Annotated in this window: 19 protein-coding genes, 1 tRNA gene and 1 other RNA gene; 17 read left to right on the top strand and 4 right to left on the bottom strand. The window is 39.0% G+C overall.

What is annotated here, in order from left to right:
- Both NXS11_RS11150 and NXS11_RS08210 read left to right on the top strand, forming a co-directional pair.
- On the top strand, nt 1-3044 hold a 3044-nt coding region (locus NXS11_RS11150; RefSeq protein ID WP_444544738.1), incomplete at its 5' end, for an SdrD B-like domain-containing protein.
- 195 nt (nt 3045-3239) lie between these two features.
- On the top strand, nt 3240-3602 hold the full coding sequence (locus NXS11_RS08210; RefSeq protein WP_259200447.1) for a DUF1304 domain-containing protein: 363 nt from the start codon (nt 3240-3242) through the stop codon (nt 3600-3602).
- A gap of 58 nt (nt 3603-3660) precedes the next feature.
- On the opposite strand, the gene NXS11_RS08205 is transcribed toward NXS11_RS08210, so the two are convergent.
- Both NXS11_RS08205 and NXS11_RS08200 read right to left on the bottom strand, forming a co-directional pair.
- A complete protein-coding gene (locus NXS11_RS08205) occupies nt 3661-3861 on the bottom strand; it encodes a cold-shock protein (protein WP_259200446.1) in 201 nt (66 codons plus the stop codon).
- A gap of 491 nt (nt 3862-4352) precedes the next feature.
- A tRNA-Arg gene (locus NXS11_RS08200) sits at nt 4353-4424 on the bottom strand.
- 129 nt (nt 4425-4553) lie between these two features.
- On the opposite strand from NXS11_RS08200, the gene clpP reads away from it, so the two are divergent.
- Entirely contained in the window at nt 4554-5138 is a 585-nt protein-coding gene (clpP, locus tag NXS11_RS08195) for an ATP-dependent Clp endopeptidase proteolytic subunit ClpP (RefSeq protein WP_259200445.1), read from the top strand.
- Between the two features lie 209 nt (nt 5139-5347).
- Nucleotides 5348-5836: a GNAT family N-acetyltransferase gene (locus NXS11_RS08190; protein WP_259200444.1), complete on the top strand. Its 489-nt coding sequence runs from the start codon at nt 5348-5350 to the stop codon at nt 5834-5836.
- A gap of 34 nt (nt 5837-5870) precedes the next feature.
- Here NXS11_RS08190 and NXS11_RS08185 read toward each other — a convergent pair whose 3' ends face one another.
- Entirely contained in the window at nt 5871-6776 is a 906-nt protein-coding gene (locus tag NXS11_RS08185; RefSeq protein WP_259200443.1) for a TIGR01777 family oxidoreductase, read from the bottom strand.
- A 410-nt stretch (nt 6777-7186) separates the two neighbouring features.
- Between NXS11_RS08185 and NXS11_RS08180 the strand changes: the two genes are divergently transcribed.
- Nucleotides 7187-7810, top strand: coding sequence for a DUF4887 domain-containing protein (locus NXS11_RS08180; RefSeq protein ID WP_259200442.1), 624 nt, complete (start codon nt 7187-7189; stop codon nt 7808-7810).
- Between the two features lie 367 nt (nt 7811-8177).
- Here the strand turns inward: NXS11_RS08180 and NXS11_RS08175 are convergent, their stop codons facing one another.
- Nucleotides 8178-8387 (bottom strand): hypothetical protein, encoded by a 210-nt coding sequence (locus tag NXS11_RS08175; RefSeq protein WP_259200441.1) that lies wholly within the window; start codon nt 8385-8387, stop codon nt 8178-8180.
- Nucleotides 8388-8667: 280 nt separating this feature from the next.
- Between NXS11_RS08175 and NXS11_RS08170 the strand changes: the two genes are divergently transcribed.
- From NXS11_RS08170 to ssrA, 12 genes are all read left to right on the top strand, one after another.
- Nucleotides 8668-9696 (top strand): sugar-binding transcriptional regulator, encoded by a 1029-nt coding sequence (locus NXS11_RS08170; protein WP_259200440.1) that lies wholly within the window; start codon nt 8668-8670, stop codon nt 9694-9696.
- A 28-nt stretch (nt 9697-9724) separates the two neighbouring features.
- Nucleotides 9725-10732: a type I glyceraldehyde-3-phosphate dehydrogenase gene (gap, locus tag NXS11_RS08165; protein WP_259200439.1), complete on the top strand. Its 1008-nt coding sequence runs from the start codon at nt 9725-9727 to the stop codon at nt 10730-10732.
- Nucleotides 10733-10930: 198 nt separating this feature from the next.
- Entirely contained in the window at nt 10931-12121 is a 1191-nt protein-coding gene (locus NXS11_RS08160; RefSeq protein WP_259200438.1) for a phosphoglycerate kinase, read from the top strand.
- 191 nt (nt 12122-12312) lie between these two features.
- On the top strand, nt 12313-13074 hold the full coding sequence (tpiA, locus tag NXS11_RS08155; RefSeq protein ID WP_259200437.1) for a triose-phosphate isomerase: 762 nt from the start codon (nt 12313-12315) through the stop codon (nt 13072-13074).
- Nucleotide 13075: 1 nt separating this feature from the next.
- Complete coding sequence (gene gpmI, locus NXS11_RS08150; RefSeq protein WP_259200436.1) at nt 13076-14593, top strand: 2,3-bisphosphoglycerate-independent phosphoglycerate mutase; 1518 nt, start codon at nt 13076-13078, stop codon at nt 14591-14593.
- Between the two features lie 155 nt (nt 14594-14748).
- Nucleotides 14749-16053 (top strand): surface-displayed alpha-enolase, encoded by a 1305-nt coding sequence (gene eno, locus NXS11_RS08145; RefSeq protein WP_259200434.1) that lies wholly within the window; start codon nt 14749-14751, stop codon nt 16051-16053.
- 372 nt (nt 16054-16425) lie between these two features.
- Nucleotides 16426-16893, top strand: a complete 468-nt coding sequence (locus NXS11_RS08140) for a hypothetical protein (RefSeq protein ID WP_259200433.1) — start codon at nt 16426-16428, stop codon at nt 16891-16893.
- Nucleotides 16894-16961: 68 nt separating this feature from the next.
- Complete coding sequence (secG, locus tag NXS11_RS08135; RefSeq protein ID WP_044360909.1) at nt 16962-17195, top strand: preprotein translocase subunit SecG; 234 nt, start codon at nt 16962-16964, stop codon at nt 17193-17195.
- A gap of 101 nt (nt 17196-17296) precedes the next feature.
- A complete protein-coding gene (locus NXS11_RS08130) occupies nt 17297-18037 on the top strand; it encodes an alpha/beta hydrolase (protein ID WP_259200427.1) in 741 nt (246 codons plus the stop codon).
- 43 nt (nt 18038-18080) lie between these two features.
- The gene (gene rnr / locus NXS11_RS08125) at nt 18081-20426 is read left to right on the top strand and encodes a ribonuclease R (RefSeq protein WP_259200426.1); all 2346 of its coding nucleotides are present in this window, start codon (nt 18081-18083) and stop codon (nt 20424-20426) included.
- A gap of 16 nt (nt 20427-20442) precedes the next feature.
- Complete coding sequence (smpB, locus tag NXS11_RS08120) at nt 20443-20907, top strand: SsrA-binding protein SmpB (protein WP_259200425.1); 465 nt, start codon at nt 20443-20445, stop codon at nt 20905-20907.
- A gap of 73 nt (nt 20908-20980) precedes the next feature.
- Nucleotides 20981-21341: a transfer-messenger RNA gene (gene ssrA, locus NXS11_RS08115) on the top strand.
- The last annotated feature ends 324 nt before the right edge of the window (nt 21342-21665 follow it).

The raw sequence follows: 21665 nt of genomic DNA, 5'->3' as shown, positions 1-21665 counted from the left end.
GTGGTGTAACAGTTATCTTGAAAGATGACCAAGGTAATGAAATTGGCCGCACAACAACAGATGAAAACGGTGGATATGTCTTCGAAGATTTAGAACCAGGAGACTACACAGTTGAATTCGAAACACCGGAAGGTTACAAACCAACAACACCAAACCAAGGTGGAGACAAAGAAAAAGACTCAGATGGTCAAGTAGTAAAAGTTACACTTGATAAAGATGATATGTCTATTGACTCAGGATTCTACAAAGAACCTAAGTTAAAACTTGGTGATTACGTATGGGAAGATACAAATAAAGATGGTATTCAAGATGCGGACGAAAAAGGTATCGCAGGCGTAACAGTTATCTTGAAGAACGATAAAGGCGAAGAAATTGGCCGCACAACAACAGATGAAAATGGTAAATACCTATTCGATAACTTAGATGAAGGTAAATACACAGTTGAGTTTGAAACACCAGAAGGTTATGTTCCAACGAAAGTAGACCAAGGTGACAACGATGCGACTGACTCAGACGGTTTGAAAGTAGAAGTTGACTTACATCAAGACGATTTAACAATCGACTCAGGATTCTACAAAGAACCTAAGTTAAAACTTGGTGATTACGTATGGGAAGATACTAACAAAGATGGTATTCAAGACCCAGACGAAAAAGGTATCAGTGGTGTAACAGTTATCTTGAAAGATGACCAAGGTAATGAAATTGGTCGCACAACAACAGATGAAAACGGTGGATATGTCTTTGAAGGTTTAGAACCAGGAGACTACACAGTTGAATTCGAAACACCAGAAGGTTACAAACCAACAACATCTAATGCAGGTACAGATGATGAAAAAGATTCAGATGGTCTAGTTGTAAAAGTAACACTTGAAGATGACGATATGTCTATTGACTCAGGTTTCTATAAAGACGATTCAGATTCAGATAGTGACTCAGACTCTGACAGCGACAGCGACTCAGACTCAGATAGCGATTCAGATTCTGACAGCGATAGCGACTCAGACTCAGATAGCGACTCAGACTCAGATAGCGACAGCGACTCAGATTCAGATAGTGACTCAGATTCTGACAGCGATAGCGACTCAGACTCAGATAGTGACTCAGATTCTGACAGCGATAGCGACTCAGACTCAGATAGCGATTCAGACTCTGACAGCGATAGCGACTCAGATTCAGATAGCGATTCAGACTCTGACAGCGATAGCGACTCAGATTCAGATAGCGACTCAGACTCAGATAGCGATTCAGATTCTGACAGCGATAGCGACTCAGACTCAGATAGCGATTCAGATTCTGACAGCGATAGCGACTCAGACTCAGATAGCGATTCAGATTCTGACAGCGATAGCGATTCAGATTCTGACAGCGATAGCGATTCAGACTCAGATAGCGACTCAGATTCTGACAGCGACAGCGACTCAGACTCAGATAGTGACTCAGATTCTGACAGCGATAGCGACTCAGATTCAGATAGCGATTCAGACTCTGACAGCGATAGCGATTCAGACTCTGACAGCGATAGCGACTCAGATTCAGATAGCGACTCAGATTCTGACAGCGATAGCGATTCAGATTCAGACAGCGACAGCGACTCAGACTCTGACAGCGATAGCGACTCAGACTCAGATAGTGACTCAGACTCTGACAGCGATAGCGACTCAGACTCAGATAGTGACTCAGATTCTGACAGCGATAGCGATTCAGATTCAGACAGCGACAGCGACTCAGACTCAGATAGCGATTCAGACTCAGATTCAGATAGCGACTCAGACTCAGACAGCGATAGTGACTCAGATTCAGATAGCGATAGCGATTCAGACTCAGATAGCGACAGCGACTCAGACTCAGATAGCGACAGCGACTCAGACTCAGATAGCGATTCAGACTCTGACAGCGATAGCGACTCAGATTCTGACAGCGACAGTGACTCAGACTCAGATAGCGATTCAGACTCTGATAGCGATAGCGACTCAGATTCAGATAGCGATTCAGACTCTGACAGCGACAGCGACTCAGACTCAGATAGCGATTCAGACTCTGACAGCGATAGCGACTCAGATTCAGATAGTGACTCAGACTCTGACAGCGATAGCGACTCAGATTCAGATAGTGACTCAGACTCTGACAGCGATAGCGACTCAGATTCAGATAGTGACTCAGATTCTGACAGCGACTCAGACTCAGATAGCGACTCAGATAGCGATTCAGACTCAGATAGCGACTCAGATTCTGACAGCGATAGCGACTCAGACTCAGATAGCGATTCAGATTCTGACAGCGATAGCGACTCAGACTCAGATAGCGACTCAGACTCTGACAGCGACAGCGACTCAGACTCAGATAGCGATAGCGACTCAGATTCAGACAGTGACTCAGACTCTGACAGCGATAGCGACTCAGATTCAGACAGTGACTCAGATTCTGACAGCGACAGCGACTCAGATTCAGACAGTGACTCAGATTCTGACAGCGACAGCGATTCAGACTCTGACAGCGATAGCGACTCAGATTCAGATAGTGACTCAGACTCTGACAGCGATAGCGACTCAGATTCAGATAGTGACTCAGACTCTGACAGCGATAGCGACTCAGATTCAGACAGTGACTCTGACAGCGACAGCGACTCAGATTCAGATAGTGACTCAGATTCAGACAGCGATAGCGACTCAGATTCAGACAGTGACTCTGACAGCGATAGCGACTCAGATTCAGATAGCGATTCAGACTCTGACAGCGATAGCGACTCAGACTCTGATAGCGATAGCGACTCAGACTCTGACAGCGATAGCGACTCAGATTCTGACAGCGATAGCGACTCTGATGCAGATGCAGATGCAGACAGCGATTCTGATGCTCATGATAAAGGCGACAATGGAGATAAAGATTCAGATGGCAAAGATAATAAAGGTAATGGCAAAGACCAATTACCTGACACAGGTAACGAGAAAGATATGAATGGTACGTTACTTGGCTCATTATTTGCTGGTATGGGTGCAATCTTCTTAGGAAGAAAACGTCGTCAAAAACGCGATGATCGTTCTTAATAGCTATTTATAATAGTAGAAAGCCGTGCATATTCGCACGGCTTTTCTATTTCTTGTAAGAGATAAGTTAAATTACTTGTCATAGATAAGGGAAAAGAATTAAATTGTTAGAGTGTATTTAATTGTAATTGAATATATTTGAAACATTTATAAAGTGAGAAACATTCAATTACATAAAAAGGAGGAAAAGAAAGTATGTCAATTTTATCTACTATACTTGTTGTTTTAGTGGCTTTAGAATTTTTTTATATTATGTATTTAGAAACCATCAATCCAACCTCGGATACAACAAGCAGAGTTTTCAATATTGAGAAGAAAAAATTGCAAGATGACAATATTCAAACATTACTTAAGAATCAAGGCGTTTATAATGGTTTAATAGGGATGCTATTATTATACGGCACGTTTATTTCATCAAATCCTAAAGAAATCTGTATGGCATTGTTGGTCTATATTATTGGTGTAGCCTTATATGGGGGAATATCGAGTGATAAAAGCATTTTCTTTAAACAAGGGACACTACCAATTCTTGCGTTAATCAGTCTATTTTTGACATAAAAAAACCGAGACACTTCATATAATGTGAAATGTCTCGGTTACTCTTAATGATAACAAATTAACGCTTAATAACGTTAGATGCTTGGTCACCACGGTCGCCTGATACGATATCAAACTCAACTTGTTGACCTTCTTCTAAAGTTTTGTAGCCATCGCCTTCGATTGCTGAGAAGTGAACGAATACATCGTTACCTTCTTCACGTTCGATGAAACCAAAGCCTTTTTCTGCGTTAAACCATTTTACTGTACCGTTATACATAAGAATACCTCCGTGTGCGTAATGCACGTTTTATTTCTGTAAAAAAATTCATTCATCAAAAGGAGTATATTCTTGAAAATAAACTACAATTTAATTACACGAGCTTTTATTACGATAAAGACTACTATACAGTCATTCGAATCAAAAGTAAAGGGAATTTAAATAAAAAGTTAAAAATGTTGAAAATAAGGAGTAACCATTAAAAAATGAAGGCATGAAAGTGTGAGCATTGAGAAAGGTAAGTAGGACTCAAATTGGAAAGCAGAGAAATAGAAAATAAAATAGCCCTTTTATCTTTAATCACCGTTAAAAACTATACAATAATCACAGTAACTTGAACAAAATAGAATCTCATCTGTCGAATAGGTAGGGGTTAATACGTCTGGGCTTCTAAAAAGTCACTAATGGAGTGTAATTATGAGTGGAATAAAGAAGAACCCCGTGGCTGTGGGGTTCTTGGATTTAAAATATGCTTAATTTTGTGTTATGAACCCCCTCGGAAGGAATCGAACCTTCATTGTAAGAACCGGAATCTTAAGTGTTATCCATTACACTACGAGGAGTTGGTAAGTATTTTAAGCTTTTCTAAGTATAACATGAAATCTGATAATGTTTAACTTTTGACCATTTTTGACTTTTGGGTTAAACTATAAACAAACAAACAATACATGTAAAATAGGAGGCAGGAACTTATGAATTTAATTCCTACAGTTATAGAGACAACAAATCGTGGAGAACGTGCATACGATATTTATTCACGTCTATTGAAAGACCGTATTATTATGTTAGGTTCTGCAATCGATGATAACGTTGCAAACTCAATTGTATCACAATTATTATTTTTACAAGCACAAGATGCTGAAAAAGATATTTATCTTTACATCAACTCACCAGGTGGTAGTGTGACAGCTGGTTTTGCGATTTATGATACAATCCAACATATTAAACCAGACGTTCAAACAATTTGTATCGGCATGGCAGCGTCAATGGGCTCTTTCTTACTTGCTGCAGGTGCAAAAGGTAAACGCTATGCATTACCAAATGCTGAAGTAATGATTCACCAACCATTAGGCGGTGCACAAGGTCAAGCAACGGAAATTGAAATTGCTGCAAACCATATTTTAAAAACACGTGAGAAATTAAATAAAATTTTATCTGAACGTACAGGTCAATCAATTGAAAAAATCCAAAAAGATACTGACCGTGACAACTTCTTAACAGCTGAAGAAGCAAAAGCATATGGCTTAATTGATGAAGTGATGGTACCAGAAAAATAATATTGTAGGTAAATGATAAGGCATATCACATTATGTGTGGTATGTCTTTTTTTCGGTAACTAAGATCTCCATATTTGTCTTAATCATATTGTTGAAACACACATTACACCTGATGGTAGCACGATGACAGACACCGAGTGAAATTGAAGTAGTCTATGTGATGAGATAAAGGTATAATAATGATAAATATACAATGAGAGGGTGTCCGTATGATTAGAGAAGCGACGACACAAGACTTGCCAGAAATTTTGGTGATATACAATCATGCTATTGTGCATACAACTGCTGTTTACACATATGATGAGACCACTTTAGAAGAGCGTCAGCAATGGTTTATTGATAAAGTCATAGCGGGTATACCCGTTTATGTGTATATTCACGACGCAAAAATAGTAGGCTTTGCGACGTATGGTTCTTTTCGTAATTGGCCGGCTTATCAATATACGGTTGAGCATTCCATTTATGTACATCCTGATTATCAGCGAATGGGCATTGCATCTCGTTTACTCAAGCAACTGGAAGAGACTTTGATAGCAAGAGGTTATCAAACAGTTGTTGCAGGAATAGATTCAGCTAATAAAGGAAGTAGAGAATTACATGAGCGTCACGGTTTCACTCATGTAGGTACATTGAAAAAGGTAGGCTTTAAATTTGATCAGTGGCTGGACTTAGCATTTTATCAGAAGCAATTGAAGTGAATTAAAAGAATCGTGTTTCAGTTCACTTTTTGCGTCAATGCGTATATATTTCTTTGAGCGCTTCATCGAGATTTGGATATTGAAATGTGAATCCTTGTTGTAATAAACGTTCAGGCAATACATATTGTGTATCGAGTATTAAAGTCGCCATTTGTCCAAGTAATAGGCGCAGTAAACCACCGGGAACACGGGTATAATGGGGCCGGTGTAAAATTCGTCCCAAAACCCGTCCAAACTGATGTTGTGTTGTTGGATTGGGTGCAGTAAAGTTATACGGGCCATTTGCGGACGGTTGCGCAATTAAATAGAGAATGGCAGACACTAAGTCATCAATATGAATCCATGAATACGGTTGGTGACCACTGCTTAGTTTTCCACCGACAAATAAGTGATAAGGCAGTGCCATCATTGGTAGCGCACCGCCATGCTTGGAAAAAATCAAACCAAATCTTCCATATAATACACGTGTACCTAAGTTATTAAATAATGCGGCTTGCTGCTCCCATTGGTAGACAATTTCTGATAGTAAGTCATGTGGTAATCGTTGTGTTTCTTCTGTATAGATGGTTGATTGAGATGGTGGATAGTAACCAATCGCACTTGCGTTGAATAATACGTCAGGTGATTTACTTCGCTGACGAAACAAATCATATAGCGCACGAGTAGCTTGTATACGACTTGTCATCATACGCTGTTTGTGTGCAGATGTCCAATAATGGTTTAATGTCGTGCCTGCCAAATTAATGACTATGTCTATGTTGTCAGGCACGTGCTGTTCCCAGTTTTCTTGTGACCAATCGATATATGTGATTTGTCGTTGATGTGATTGCTGTGACGAACGAGTCAAAATATAGACAGTATTCGTTTGTGATTGTGTTAGACGTTGCAGCAAGCGTTGCCCTACAAGCCCTGTGCCACCGCTGATTAAATAGGTTGTCATCATACATCATCCTTTCATATATTCGAGTGTTCAATGTTTAGAAATTAAAAAGCCATATAATATTCAAATCAAATTTGTTTATTTTTTCACAAAGTGCGTTATAATGGAAGTACCTTCGAATGAATTAATACATCTCTTAATTAAACAGTATACCCCATAATATACAAAACGAAGGTTATTTTGACTCCCTTTAGTAGGACTGGAATGATGCAGCATTCCGGTCTTTTTTTATACCCAATTATACCCAATATATTTCGAATTGCTAAATAAATAGTTATAATTAAAATTGAAAGATTGATTTACTTGCAATAGGGTAAGATTATCATGTAAAGTATTTCTTCTAATATAATATTGTGAGGCATAAAATTGAGTGCGTATTGGAAGGATAGCAAAGAGAAGGAGTAATTAATATGGCAGTACCACAAAGAAGTAGTCAAGGACCTAGATATAGAGATGATGGTAGAAACTCAGGTAAGAAGTTTGGTGGTTGTTTAAGTATAATCATCGTACTATTTTTAATAGGAAGTCTTGTGTTTGCAGTTTTTGCGTTTGTTGATCAATCACATAAAAGTGATCAACGCTTGAAAGACCAAAAAATTGAGGAACAAAAAGAAAAGCAAGAAGTGTTAAAGAAGAAAAAAGAACAAGAGAAACGTGAAGCAGAAGAACGCCAAGCTGCCGAAGAACAAGCGCGTATAGAACAACAACAAAGAGAAGCTGCTGCAAGAGAAGCGCAACAACAAGCAACACAACAACAACGTCAAAATCAAGCTTCTAAGCAAAAGAAAGAATCCGAAGAGAAAGCGGCGGAACAAGCAGAGAAAAAGGCACAGGAAGAAAAAGCAGATAATGCCTCGAAAGAACGTCAAGATGCTCAACAATCACAATCATCCAATCATGAACAACAAGTAGCACCACAGCAAAATCAACAGACGCAACAAAGTCAGCCAAGCCAATCAGCACAACAAGCAGCATCACAGTCCTCCACACAAACGCAGTCAAGGCAAGTACCGGATAACAACACTTCTCAATAAAATAAATTAAGATAGAGTGGAAGGTTGGGGCACATACTCAGTGTACAAAGGTATGATGTTCCAACCTCTAATTTATTTTTTGAACCTACATTTTTGGTGGTGGGATGGCATGATGAGCCATTCTGCCTTTTTCTTTTTAGTATGCCAAAAGAGATTGGACATTAATAGAAAAACTATCTAAAGTGAGAATACAATTTCCTATGCTTTTCCACTCTCACTCAGCCTTGCCTGATTGGCACAACGGAATCTTTTAAGGAAAATAAGATTGCTGTCCCACTCCCTAAATCAAGATGGGTTTAGCTGGAACGACAATATAAACCAAACGAGTGACGTCACTATAGAAGGTGAACTGCCTCTTGTTGGTAGTCTAAAATAATAAGTTGAGCAATACTGTTAGAAGAATGGATACAATAATTGAAAATAAGCAACCAGGAAGACATCCTATTGGTGTACAACCGAATGAATGCGTATAGACATGATGTGTATGTTGCGCATATTCATGATTAAAATCTTCAGGGCGTTTATAACGGGGGTCATGTGGTTCTATCACTTCCGGTTGTTGATTTGTATTGGTCATATCATCACCTCATATTTACTATAGAGGAGAAAGTTTGGAAAAAGAAGAGATATACAAGATGTAAAAAAAAGAATAGGAATTACAAAAATATAGATGGACTTAAATTGTCCCGGTGAATTTAAATGCGGGATTACTTTTGACTTGCATTTTTAAATTGAACGTAGTATGATGTATTTGTAAACAGGAAATGAAATAAATTTTTTTGGAGTCGATGGGACTTAAAACGTCACTATGGTGGCTCGAAGTTGACCCCCTGTTCACTATTAAGGAGGCGTAACTTTTGAAACGTATGATTCAAGTGCAACAAAAATTAGTGCCTGACTTGATAGATAAAATGTATCGACGGTTTTCAATTTTGACAGCAATACAGAAATACCAACCGATTGGTCGACGTACACTGAGTGAAATTTTAAATTTGACAGAAAGAGTATTGAGATCAGAAACGGACTTGTTGAAACATCAAAATTTAATTTTGGTGAAACCTACAGGCATGACACTTACTTCAGAGGGTGTAGATGTAATAAAGCAACTGCAAGATTATTTCAGTCATTATTCAGACGAACATCATTTTGCTAAGATGATCCGCGAACATTACAACATTAAAGACGTACATGTTATCCCTGGTAATAGTGATACAGATTTAAATGTCAAAGTTGAGTTAGGTCGGGTTACAGGACAGTTACTCGAGAAGCAATTGTATGAAGATGCGATTGTATCGGTTACTGGGGGTTCTACAATGGCATCAGTTAGTAACGCTATGACAGAGCTTCCGTTTAGCGTATTGTTTGTACCTGCGCGTGGCGGACTCGGTGAGAATGTTGTTTTCCAAGCCAATACGATATGCTCTACAATGGCACAGCGTACAGGTGGAAGTTACACAACACTTTATGTCCCAGATCAAGTAAGCGAACAAACGTATCAAAATTTAATGCATGAGCCCTCTGTGGTGAATACATTAAATAGAATCAGACAATCACAATTTATTATACACGGCATTGGTGATGCGCTGAAAATGGCGAATCGTAGACAGTCAACACCTGAAGTTATCGCAAAACTTCAACATCATAATGCCGCTGGTGAAGCCTTTGGTTATTATTTTAACCAACAAGGTGAAATCATTTATAAGGTAAAAACGATTGGTCTTCAACTTGAAGAAGTGCAATCGAAGTCACACATTTTTGCTGTGGCAGGTGGAAGTTCGAAAGGTAATGCTATCAAAGCTTATTTAGAAATTGCACCTGAGAATACCATACTTGTAACAGATGAGTATGCAGCAAAGATTATCACGCAAGATCTTTTAAAAAATTAAATTAAATTATTTTAAGGAGGCCACTCACATGGCAGTAAAAGTAGCAATTAATGGATTTGGTAGAATTGGACGTTTAGCGTTTAGAAGAATTCAAGATGTAGAAAATATTGAAGTAGTAGCAGTTAACGATTTAACAGACGATGACATGCTTGCTCACTTATTAAAATATGACACAATGCAAGGACGTTTTACTGAAGAAGTAGAAGTAATCGACGGAGGTTTCCGTGTGAATGGTAAAGAAGTAAAATCATTCTCAGAACCAGAACCTTCAAAATTGCCATGGGCTGACTTAGGTGTAGACGTAGTACTTGAATGTACAGGTTTCTTCACATCTAAAGAAAAAGCTGAAGCACATATCGAAGCAGGTGCGAAAAAAGTATTAATCTCAGCTCCTGGTCAAGGCGACGTTAAAACAATTGTATACAACGTTAACCATGAATTATTAGATGGTTCTGAAACAGTTGTTTCTGGTGCATCATGTACAACAAACTCACTTGCACCAGTTGCAAAAACATTACAAGATTCATTTGGTATCGTTGAAGGTCTTATGACTACAATTCACGCATACACTGGTGACCAAAATACACAAGACTCACCACACCGTAAAGGCGACAAACGTCGTGCACGTGCAGCTGCAGAAAACATCATTCCTAACTCAACAGGTGCTGCAAAAGCAATTGGTCTTGTAATTCCAGAAATCGCTGGTAAATTAGACGGTGGCGCACAACGTGTACCAGTAGCAACAGGTTCATTAACTGAATTAACAGTTGTTCTTGAAAAAGAAGTAACAGTTGAAGAAGTAAACCAAGCTATGAAAGACGCTACAAACGAATCATTCGGTTACACTGAAGACGAAATCGTATCTTCTGACGTAGTAGGTATGACTTTCGGTGCATTATTCGATGCAACACAAACACGTGTAATGACTGTTGGTAACCGTCAATTAGTTAAAGTGGCTTCTTGGTATGATAACGAAATGTCATACACTGCACAATTAGTACGTACTTTAGAATATTTAGCAGACCACGCAAAATAAGCGTGTGATATCACAAGTTAAGCAAGTACGCGGTGCATGCTTCTAACAGATGTGTAGTTTGATAGTAGGCGGGGGAGCACAAACGCTTCTCCGCCTATTTTAAAAGGAAAGTATAGAAGGTAAGTAATAAAATTCTTAATAAAAAGCAAGATATGGTTTAAACTGAAATAAACGATTGTTTTGAGGAGGATTTTAAAAATGGCAAAAAAAGATGTAACTGATGTAGCGTTAAAAGGGAAAGTGGTTCTTGTACGTGCAGACTTTAACGTGCCAATGAAAGATGGCGAAATTACAAACGATAACCGTATTGTTCAAGCATTGCCAACATTGCAATATATTCTTGAACAAGGTGGTAAAGTCGTTGTATTCTCACACTTAGGTAAAGTGAAAGAAGAAAGCGACAAAGCCAAGTTATCATTAGCACCTGTTGCAAAACGCTTATCCGAAAAGTTAGATAAAGAAGTTACGTTTATTCCTGAAACACGTGGTGAAAAGTTAGAATCTGCAATTCAAGCGTTAAATGAAGGTGAAATTTTAATGTTTGAAAACACACGTTTCGAAGACGTAGATGGTAAGAAAGAATCTAAAAACGATCCTGAGCTTGGTAAATACTGGGCATCTTTAGGTGATGTTTTCGTTAACGATGCATTCGGTACAGCACACCGTGAACACGCATCAAACGTTGGTATTTCAACACATCTTGAAACGGTTGCAGGTTTCTTAATGGAAAAAGAAATTAAATTTATCGGTGGTGTCGTTGAAAACCCTGATAAACCTGTTGTGGCCATTCTTGGTGGCGCAAAAGTATCCGACAAAATCGGTGTAATTGAAAACTTACTCAACATTGCTGACAAAGTTCTAATCGGTGGCGGCATGGCATACACATTCTTAAAAGCACAAGGCAAAGAAATCGGTCTTTCTTTATTAGAAGCAGATAGAATTGAATTTGCTAAAGATTTACTTGAACGTGCAGGCGATCAAATTGTCTTACCAGTTGACGGTAAAGTAGCAAAAGAATTCTCTAACGATGCTGAGATTACAGAAGTATCTGTCGACGAAATTCCAGAAGATCAAGAATCACTAGACATCGGACCTAAGACAGTTGAATTGTTCAAACAACAACTTGAAGGTGCGCATACAGTTGTATGGAATGGACCAATGGGTGTCTTTGAATTCAGTAACTTTGCACAAGGTACAATTGGTGTGTGTGAAGCAATTGCTGAGTTAAAAGACGCAACAACAATCATCGGTGGTGGCGATTCAGCTGCAGCAGCAATGCAATTAGGCTTTGAAGATGATTTCACACATATTTCAACTGGTGGCGGTGCATCACTTGAGTACTTAGAAGGTAAAGAATTACCAGGCATTAAAGCAATCGCAAACAAATAAATGATTGAGATAGGGCACTGAGGTTGGACTGGGACAACGGAATCTTTTTAGAACAATAAGATTCCTGTCCCACTTCCAACATACAAACGCATGATAACACAGCCCATGCCGAGCTTTACAACGAATGGTGATAGTGTTTAATTGCTGGATCTTTGTAAGGCTAAGATATTAACAAACTAGGAGTGATATAAGTGAGAAAACCAATTATTGCAGGTAACTGGAAAATGAACAAAACAGTTCAAGAAGCGAAAGACTTTGTCAACGCACTACCAGCATTGCCAGATACAAACGAAGTAGAAGCAGTCATCTGTGCACCAACAATTCAATTAGACGCGTTAGTTACTTTAACAAAAGAAGGCGTTGCACCTGGTTTGAAAATTGGTGCACAAAATACGTACTTTGAAGAGAGCGGCGCATTTACTGGTGAAACATCACCTGTGGCATTAGCTGACTTAGGTGTGAGCTATGTTGTAATCGGTCACTCAGAACGCCGTGACTTATTCCACGAAACTGACGAAGATATTAATAAAAAAGCACATGCTTTATTTAAACATGGTATGACACCAATTATCTGTGTTGGTGAAACTGACGAAGAGCGTGAACAAGGTAAAGCAAACGCAATCGTTGAAGGTCAAGTTGAAAAAGCATTAGCAGGTTTATCTGAAGAACAAGTGAAAGAACTTGTGATTGCATATGAACCAATTTGGGCAATCGGTACAGGTAAATCTTCAACAGCTAAAGATGCCAACGAAATGTGTGCAGCTGTGCGTGCAACAGTTGCTAAGTTAACTAACGACGACGTAGCACAAGCAGTACGCATTCAATACGGTGGTAGTGTAAAACCAAATAACATCAAAGAATATATGGCAGAAACAGACATCGACGGTGCATTAGTCGGTGGTGCTTCATTGAAAGTGAAAGACTACGTTCAATTGTTAGAAGGTGCAAAATAATATGGCAAAACAACCAACAGCCCTTATTATTTTAGATGGCTTTGCAAACCGTGAAGAAGAACATGGCAATGCGGTTAAATTAGCACATAAACCGAACTTTGATCGCTATGCTGCAAAATATCCAACAACGCAAATCGAAGCAAGTGGCTTAGATGTTGGTCTTCCTGAAGGTCAAATGGGTAACTCTGAGGTAGGTCATATGAATATTGGTGCTGGCCGTATCGTGTACCAAAGTTTGACACGTATTAACAAATCAATTGCTGACGGTGACTTCTATGACAATGGCGTATTAAATGATGCGATTGATCATGCGAAAAACAATGATGCAGCGTTGCACATTTTTGGCTTATTATCAGATGGTGGCGTACACAGTCACTACAAACATCTTTTTGCGATCTTAGAATTAGCGAAACGCAAAGGTCTTGATAAAGTATACGTACATGCCTTTTTAGATGGCCGTGATGTTGATCAAAAATCAGCATTAACATATATCGATGAAACAGAAGCGAAATTTAAAGAAATCGGTGTAGGTCAATTCGCATCTGTGTCAGGTCGTTATTATTCAATGGACCGTGACAAACGTTGGGAGCGTGAATTAAAAGCGTATGACGCTATTCGTGGCTTTAGTGAAACGCAATATGCATCAGCACGTGAAGGTGTCGAAGCGAACTACGCAGCTGGTCTAACAGATGAATTTGTTGAGCCATTCGTTGTAACAGGTCAAAACAATGGCGTGTCTGACGGTGACGCTGTTATTTTCTACAACTTCCGTCCTGACAGAGCAGCACAACTTTCAGAAGTATTTACAAACAAAGCATTCGACGGCTTCCCGGTGGAACAAGTTGAGGATCTTTACTATGCAACATTCACAAAATACAACGATCATGTTGATGCGCATATCGTGTTTGAAAAGGTAGACTTGAAAAATACGATTGGTGAAGTTGCACAAGATCATGGTTTAACACAATTGCGAATTGCTGAAACTGAAAAATATCCGCACGTGACATATTTCATGAGTGGCGGTCAAAACGAAGAGTTTAAAGGTGAGCGTCGTCGTTTGATTGCATCACCAAAAGTTGCAACGTACGACCTTAAACCAGAAATGAGTGCGTATGAAGTACGTGACGCACTATTAGAAGAGTTGGATAAAGGTGATTTAGACTTAATCATCCTTAACTTTGCTAACCCAGACATGGTTGGTCACAGTGGTATGTTAGAGCCAACAATTAAAGCAATCGAAGCGGTAGATGAATGCTTAGGTGCGGTTGTTGATAAAATCATCGATATGGGTGGTACAGCGATTATCACAGCTGACCATGGTAACTCTGATGAAGTATTAACAGACGATGATCAACCAATGACAACACATACAACTAACCCAGTTCCTGTTATTGTGACGAAAGAAGGCGTTACATTGCGTTCAACAGGTCGTCTAGGTGACTTGGCGCCAACATTAATCGATTTGCTAGGTATTACACAACCAGCAGAGATGACAGGTGAAACATTGATTCAGCACTAAAAAACTTTGAGAAACGATGCACAATCGTTATAATAACATTGAGAAGACAAAATGAAAGATAGACTGAGGTAGGGATACCGTTTATCGGTTTCCCAGCATACTAACTTGTTATGCCACAACCTCGTGTATCTTAACAAAAAGGAGATTTAATCATTATGCCAATTATTACAGATGTATACGCTCGCGAAGTATTAGACTCACGTGGTAACCCAACAGTAGAGGTAGAAGTATTAACAGAAAGTGGTGCATTCGGACGTGCACTCGTACCATCAGGTGCATCAACAGGTGAACATGAAGCAGTTGAGTTACGTGACGGTGACAAATCACGCTACCTTGGTAAAGGTGTAGAAAAAGCGGTTGAAAACGTTAATGAAATCATCGCACCTGAATTAATGGAAGGCGCATTTGCGGTATTAGATCAAAATTCAATTGACAAAATGATGATCCAATTAGATGGTACACCAAACAAAGGTAAATTAGGTGCCAACGCAATTCTAGGTGTGTCAATTGCAGTCGCACGTGCAGCTGCTGACTTTTTAGGTCAACCATTATATAAATATTTAGGTGGATTCAACGCAACAGTATTACCAACACCTATGATGAACATTGTTAACGGTGGTTCTCACTCTGATGCACCAATCGCATTCCAAGAGTTCATGATCTTACCAGTAGGTGCACCAACATTTAAAGAAGCATTACGTATCGGTGCAGAAGTATTCCACGCTTTAGCAAAAATCTTAAAATCACGTGGTCTTGTAACTGCAGTGGGTGATGAAGGTGGTTTTGCGCCTACATTTGAAGGCACAGAAGATGCTGTAGAAACAATTCTTGAAGCAATCAAAACAGCTGGTTACAAACCAGGTGAAGATGTATTCTTAGGATTCGACTGTGCATCATCAGAATTCTATGAAGACGGTATTTATGATTACACGAAATTCGAAGGCGATAAAGGCGCTAAACGTACAGCTGCTGAACAAGTTGACTATTTAGAAGAATTAGTTAACAAATATCCAATCATTTCTATCGAAGACGGTATGGATGAAAACGACTGGGACGGTTGGAAATTATTAACAGAACGTATTGGTGATCGTGTTCAATTAGTCGGGGATGACTTATTCGTAACAAACACTGAAATCTTAGAAAAAGGTATCGAGAACAACATCGGTAACTCAATCTTAATCAAAGTTAACCAAATCGGTACATTAACTGAAACATTTGAAGCAATCGAAATGGCTCAAAAAGCTGGTTACACAGCTGTCGTATCACACCGTTCAGGTGAAACAGAAGATACAACAATTGCGGACATTGCTGTTGCAACAAATGCGGGTCAAATCAAAACTGGTTCATTATCACGTACAGACCGTATTGCGAAATACAACCAATTATTACGTATTGAAGATGAATTATACGAAACAGCTAAATATGAAGGTATCAAATCTTTCTACAACTTAGATAAATAAGATTGTTATCTTAAATAGGAGCATCGGACTTATGCGCTTTAGGGCGTATAAGTCCGGTGCTTTTTTAGCTCTTCAGCTTCTGTGGTGGCAAGATAAGTATAAGTACCTAGTTTTATTGGCTGTTCAGCTTTTGTGGTGGGGTGAATACAGGTGGAATGGATCTCACTTTTGAACCGCTTACTATGCTTTATTATGGACATATGTCAATGAACCGTATGCATGGTTCAAATCAATAAAAGGCATTTAAAATAATAAATGTAAAGATTACTGCGGGGAATTTTAACTAAAACTTAGATTTCGGTAGTGCTCTGTATTTTATTTAGTGCATGAATTTGGTATAGTGATGTTATATTAACATGGAGGAATATCGTTATGTCTCAACATACAGACACAGAGATGCGTGCCAATAATACGGGAAAATTATTAGCATATGTTTCATTTTTATTTGCGGTTTGTCTCGTCGTACATCAAGTTGTCATTGTGGATAATCATGTGATTGGCTATATGCTCGAGCAGTCAGGAAACAAAGTAACGCAAAACTCGATTAATGCGATTAATAATAGTTTGCGCTATACAGGGATTTTATACATTCTTGCATACTCAGCTGGCGTTGTAGCAATCAAGTTTCAGCATCCATATCTATGGTGGTTTATGCTGGCAGTATTTATCTCACAAATATTTAATGCATTGTTGAATCCACCATTATTGTATAGTGCGATTTTTCATGTCAAAGGTTTCTTTGCATTAGTACCATATGGTGTTGCGGTTATCGGTTCAATCATTGTTGTTGCAATGATGATTACAATGAGTGTGAAGCGTAAAACAACATTCAATCGATAGTCAGCATTGTCGTAATGCAAATAATGTGTTAAAATAGCTTTCGTATATGATGAATGGAGGACAATCTGATGCATACTTTTATTGTTGTATTACTAATTATTGACTGTATCGCACTCATCACGGTTGTTTTATTGCAAGAAGGTAAGAGTAACGGCTTATCAGGTGCCATTAGTGGTGGGGCTGAGCAATTATTTGGTAAACAAAAACAACGTGGTATAGATTTATTTTTGCATAGATTGACAATTGTACTATCAATTATTTTCTTTGTATTAATGTTAGGTATCAGTTACTTTAATATGTAGAGTCCGACAGTTGTGTAGTCGGACTTTTTTATTTGTACGGTGATTTGTAAATCGCTAGAATGTAATTATATGATGTCATTGCGAAAGGATGCGGTTTTAGTATGAAAATTCAACTTCCAAAGCCATTTTTATTTGAGGGAGGAAAGCGTGCAGTCTTGTTGTTACATGGTTTTACTGGGAATAGCTCAGACGTGCGTCAACTTGGGCGTTACCTTCAAAAAAAGGGATACACATCACATGCACCACATTATGAAGGACATGCAGCACCACCAGAAGAAATTTTGCAATCCAGTCCACATGTGTGGTTCAAAGATGCATTGGACGGTTATGATTATCTGGTAGATCAAGGCTATGATGAGATTGCTGTTGCTGGTTTATCCTTAGGTGGCGTTTTTGCTTTGAAATTAAGCTTAAATCGTGATGTAAAGGGTATTGTAACGATGTGTGCACCAGCTTATATTAAAACTGAAGGTTCTATGTTCGAAGGCTTTTTGGATTATGCGCGTAACTTTAAACGTTATGAAGGTAAGGACACTGAGACAATCGAACGTGAAATGAAAGTATTTCATCCGACTGAAACGTTAAAAGAATTACAACAAACGATTCAAGGCGTGCGAGATAGCTTAGATGAAGTAATGGATCCATTATTAGTCATCCAAGCGGAACATGACGAAATGATTAACACAGACTCAGCGAATGTTATTTATGATAACGCCATTTCTGAGACGAAAAAAATCTCATGGTATCATAATTCGGGTCATGTTATTACAATCGATAAAGAAAAAGAACAAGTATTTGAAGAAGTCTATCAATTTTTAGAGTCACTGGATTGGTCTGAATAAGACACAGTGACAGATAAGAGTTTCATAGGAAAGGAGGCACATGATGGATTTAAAACAAGAAATTTTAACACTTATACGACAAGAAGATTACCAAGCGATGTCTGTATCTGATTTTCAAGATGTACTCGGGTTAAGCAGTGCAGAATCATTTCGTGACTTAATCAAGGTGCTGAATGAGTTGGAACAGAACGGGCTTGTAGTGCGCACAAAACAAGATCGTTATCAGAAGAAAGTGCCAAAATCTGGATTGGTTAGAGGTACTTTAAGTCAGAATAAAAAGGGCTTTGCATTTTTACGCCCAGAAACAGAAGAGATGGAAGATATTTTTATACCGCCAAGCAAGATTCATTATGCGATGGACGGTGATACGGTTGTTGTAGAAGTACAAAAGTCTCGTAGCGATCATCGTAAAGGTAAGTTTGAAGGAGAAGTCAAAGCAATTGAACGTCATGCCGTACAACAAGTGGTTGGGACATTTTCAGAGGCGCGTCACTTCGGCTTCGTCATTCCTGATGATAAACGCATTATGCAAGATATCTTTATACCTAAAGGACACGATTTAGGTGCGGTAGAAGGGCATAAAGTACTCGTACAAATCACTCAGTATTCAGATGGAACGAATAATCCAGAAGGGCATGTGTCAGCTATTTTAGGACACAAAAATGATCCCGGTGTTGATATTTTATCAATTATTTATCAACATGGTATTGAGATTGAATTTCCAGATGATGTGTTGAAAGAAGCAGAAGCGATTCCAGATGCTATTACAGCTGACGAGATTAAGGGGCGTCGAGATTTAAGAGATGACTTAACAATCACCATTGATGGGGCGGATGCCAAAGACTTGGATGATGCGATTGCACTGAAACAACTTGATAATGGCCACATCGAATTAACGGTAAGCATTGCAGATGTGAGTTATTATATTAAGGAAGGCAGTGCATTGGATCGTGAAGCATACGATCGTGCGACAAGTGTTTATCTTGTTGACCGTGTTATTCCGATGATTCCACATCGACTCAGTAATGGTATTTGTTCATTGAATCCTAACGTTGACCGTTTAACGATGAGTTGTCGCATGGAGATTAATGAGCGAGGCGAAGTGGTGCGTCATGAAATTTTCGATAGTGTGATTCATTCAGATGCACGTATGACATATGATGCGGTAAATGAGATAATCACAGAACGCAATTTGGCGGTTCGTCAACATTATGCACATGTGACACCAATGTTAGACTTGGCACAGGAGCTGTCTAATCGTTTGATTGCGATGCGTCAACGTCGTGGTGAGATTGATTTTGATATTCCTGAGGCACAAGTACATGTCAATGCTGAGGGCTTGCCTGAAGCGGTGACTGTTCGTGAACGTGGTGAGGGAGAGCGATTGATTGAGTCGTTTATGCTTGCGGCGAATGAAACGATTGCTGAGCATTTTAATAAGAAAGATGTACCATTTTTATATCGTATACATGAACAACCTAAGTCAGAACGACTACGCCAATTTTTCGACTTTATTACGAACTTTGGTATTATGGTTAATGGTACAGGTGAAGCGGTTCATCCAAGTACGTTACAAAATATTGCTGAAACGACGTCTGGTCGTCCAGAAGATCGTGTTATTGCAACCATGATGTTACGTTCGATGCAACAGGCACGCTATGAAGCGGATAATCTCGGACATTTTGGCTTGGCGGCAGATTATTATACACATTTTACATCACCAATTCGTCGTTATCCTGATTTAATCGTACATCGCCTAATTCGTAAATATTTGATTGAGCAGTCAATGGATTCAAAAGCGATGCACCAGTGGGAAGAAAGACTGCCTGAGATTGCAACACACACGTCAAATCGTGAACGTCGTGCAATTGAGGCGGAACGAGACACAGATGAGTTGAAGAAGGCAGAGTACATGATTCAGCACATTGGTGATGAGTTTGAGGGTGTTATTAGTTCCGTTGCCAATTTTGGTATGTTTATTGAATTGCCGAATACAATTGAAGGACTCGTTAGTATTCAAAATATGACTGATGATTATTATAACTTTGATGAGCATCATATGGCGCTGATTGGTGAACATAAAGCGCACGTTTATCGCATTGGTGATTCAATTAAAGTGAAGGTCGTACATGTAGATGTTGATGAACGTCAAATTGATTTCCAAGTTGTCGGTATGCCAATTGATTTGAAGGGCAGTCGTGATATCAAGCAGCAAGGCAAGACGATTCAAATCAAGACGAAAGGCAAGCAATTCAAAGGTAAGAATGACAACAAGAAAAAGCGTAAGCAGCGAAAAGGTAAGAATGAACGTCAACAAGGCAAGTCTAAAAACAAGCCTTTTTATAAAGACAAAAGTATTAAGAAAAAAGCACGACGAAAGAAAAAATAAGTTGAGGTGAATCCCCGTGGCGAAAAAGTCAGGCAAAGGAACCTTAGCAGAAAATCGTAAAGCAAGACATGATTATCAGATAGAGGATACGATTGAAGCGGGCATTGTGTTACAAGGTACAGAAATTAAATCAATTCGACGCGGTAGTGCAAACTTGAAAGATAGCTATGCGCAAGTAAAAAATGGCGAGATTTATCTACAGAACATGCACATTGCGCCATATGAGGAAGGCAATCGCTTTAACCATGACCCACTCCGTTCACGCAAACTATTACTGCATAAGCGTGAAATCCTAAAACTAGGAGAGCGTACACGTGAGATTGGTTACGCTATTGTGCCACTCAAACTTTATTTGAAGCATGGTAACTGCAAAGTCCTGTTAGGTATTGCACGTGGTAAGAAAAAGTACGACAAGCGTCAATCTTTAAAAGAAAAAGCAGTTAAACGTGATATGGCACGTGCAATGTCGCATAAATACTAAATATTGCGCCGTGCTGTAATATTTGTTATGATATAATGTGCTTTGATAGAAATAAAGCACATTATATACGCATGGGGACGTTTATGGATTCGACAGGGGTCCCCCGAGCTTATGAAGCGTGTCGGAGGGTTGGCTCCGTCATCAACACACTCAGTTTATAATAACTGGCAAAACTAACAATAACTTAGCAGTAGCTGCCTAAGCGCACTCTGCATCACCTAACCGCATCGCCTATGTGCGGTTAACGTGATTCAACTGAAGTAGGCTACACACGTCACTGCCGTTTGAAGTCTGACGTGGAGAGCTTAATCAAACTAGTATCGTGTTGGTTGTCTGTCACCTTGCATGATGCGAAATTTATCGATAGACTACACACGTAGAAACATTTGTATCAGGACCTTTGGACGCGGGTTCAAATCCCGCCGTCTCCACTACCTAAGCCTATGACCGTTGTGGTTGTGGGCTTTTATTTTTTGAATTGAAAGGCTAGCAATCATGGAGGGATAAACTAAGATTACTTCCCTCTAAACTGGCGGTGCGGGTGTCAAAAAGATTAAAACAAAGAGCGCTGGACTTATCATAGAACTGCATGATGATATATCGAAACTAAATTGCGAGGAGAAAAAACTTGGAAAAGCCTATTTTGATTTCAGTTAGTGCTATCCACATCATTTTATTGTGAACTTTATAATATGACACAAGATTCTCTAGCTTATTATATAGCGAATTTTCACATTTTATGAGCTTCCCACTGGTTT

Origin of the sequence: Staphylococcus americanisciuri, assembly GCF_024814435.1 — a bacterium.
GTDB lineage: Bacteria > Bacillota > Bacilli > Staphylococcales > Staphylococcaceae > Staphylococcus > Staphylococcus americanisciuri.
The sequence above is the reverse complement of the archived record's forward strand: the minus strand, read 5'-3'. Positions and strand labels throughout refer to the sequence as shown.

What these genes read in the sequence shown, in the direction of transcription:
- NXS11_RS08180 (WP_259200442.1), top strand. Translation starts at nt 7,187, where the DNA reads ATGGCAGTACCACAAAGAAGTAGTCAAGGACCTAGATATAGAGATGAT.
- NXS11_RS08130 (WP_259200427.1), top strand. Translation starts at nt 17,297, where the DNA reads ATGAAAATTCAACTTCCAAAGCCATTTTTATTTGAGGGAGGAAAGCGT.
- NXS11_RS08185 (WP_259200443.1), bottom strand. Translation starts at nt 6,776, where the DNA reads ATGACAACCTATTTAATCAGCGGTGGCACAGGGCTTGTAGGGCAACGC.
- NXS11_RS08175 (WP_259200441.1), bottom strand. Translation starts at nt 8,387, where the DNA reads ATGACCAATACAAATCAACAACCGGAAGTGATAGAACCACATGACCCC.
- NXS11_RS08190 (WP_259200444.1), top strand. Translation starts at nt 5,348, where the DNA reads ATGATTAGAGAAGCGACGACACAAGACTTGCCAGAAATTTTGGTGATA.
- gap (WP_259200439.1), top strand. Translation starts at nt 9,725, where the DNA reads ATGGCAGTAAAAGTAGCAATTAATGGATTTGGTAGAATTGGACGTTTA.
- NXS11_RS08160 (WP_259200438.1), top strand. Translation starts at nt 10,931, where the DNA reads ATGGCAAAAAAAGATGTAACTGATGTAGCGTTAAAAGGGAAAGTGGTT.
- rnr (WP_259200426.1), top strand. Translation starts at nt 18,081, where the DNA reads ATGGATTTAAAACAAGAAATTTTAACACTTATACGACAAGAAGATTAC.
- eno (WP_259200434.1), top strand. Translation starts at nt 14,749, where the DNA reads ATGCCAATTATTACAGATGTATACGCTCGCGAAGTATTAGACTCACGT.
- NXS11_RS08205 (WP_259200446.1), bottom strand. Translation starts at nt 3,861, where the DNA reads ATGTATAACGGTACAGTAAAATGGTTTAACGCAGAAAAAGGCTTTGGT.
- gpmI (WP_259200436.1), top strand. Translation starts at nt 13,076, where the DNA reads ATGGCAAAACAACCAACAGCCCTTATTATTTTAGATGGCTTTGCAAAC.
- clpP (WP_259200445.1), top strand. Translation starts at nt 4,554, where the DNA reads ATGAATTTAATTCCTACAGTTATAGAGACAACAAATCGTGGAGAACGT.
- NXS11_RS08210 (WP_259200447.1), top strand. Translation starts at nt 3,240, where the DNA reads ATGTCAATTTTATCTACTATACTTGTTGTTTTAGTGGCTTTAGAATTT.
- secG (WP_044360909.1), top strand. Translation starts at nt 16,962, where the DNA reads ATGCATACTTTTATTGTTGTATTACTAATTATTGACTGTATCGCACTC.
- NXS11_RS08140 (WP_259200433.1), top strand. Translation starts at nt 16,426, where the DNA reads ATGTCTCAACATACAGACACAGAGATGCGTGCCAATAATACGGGAAAA.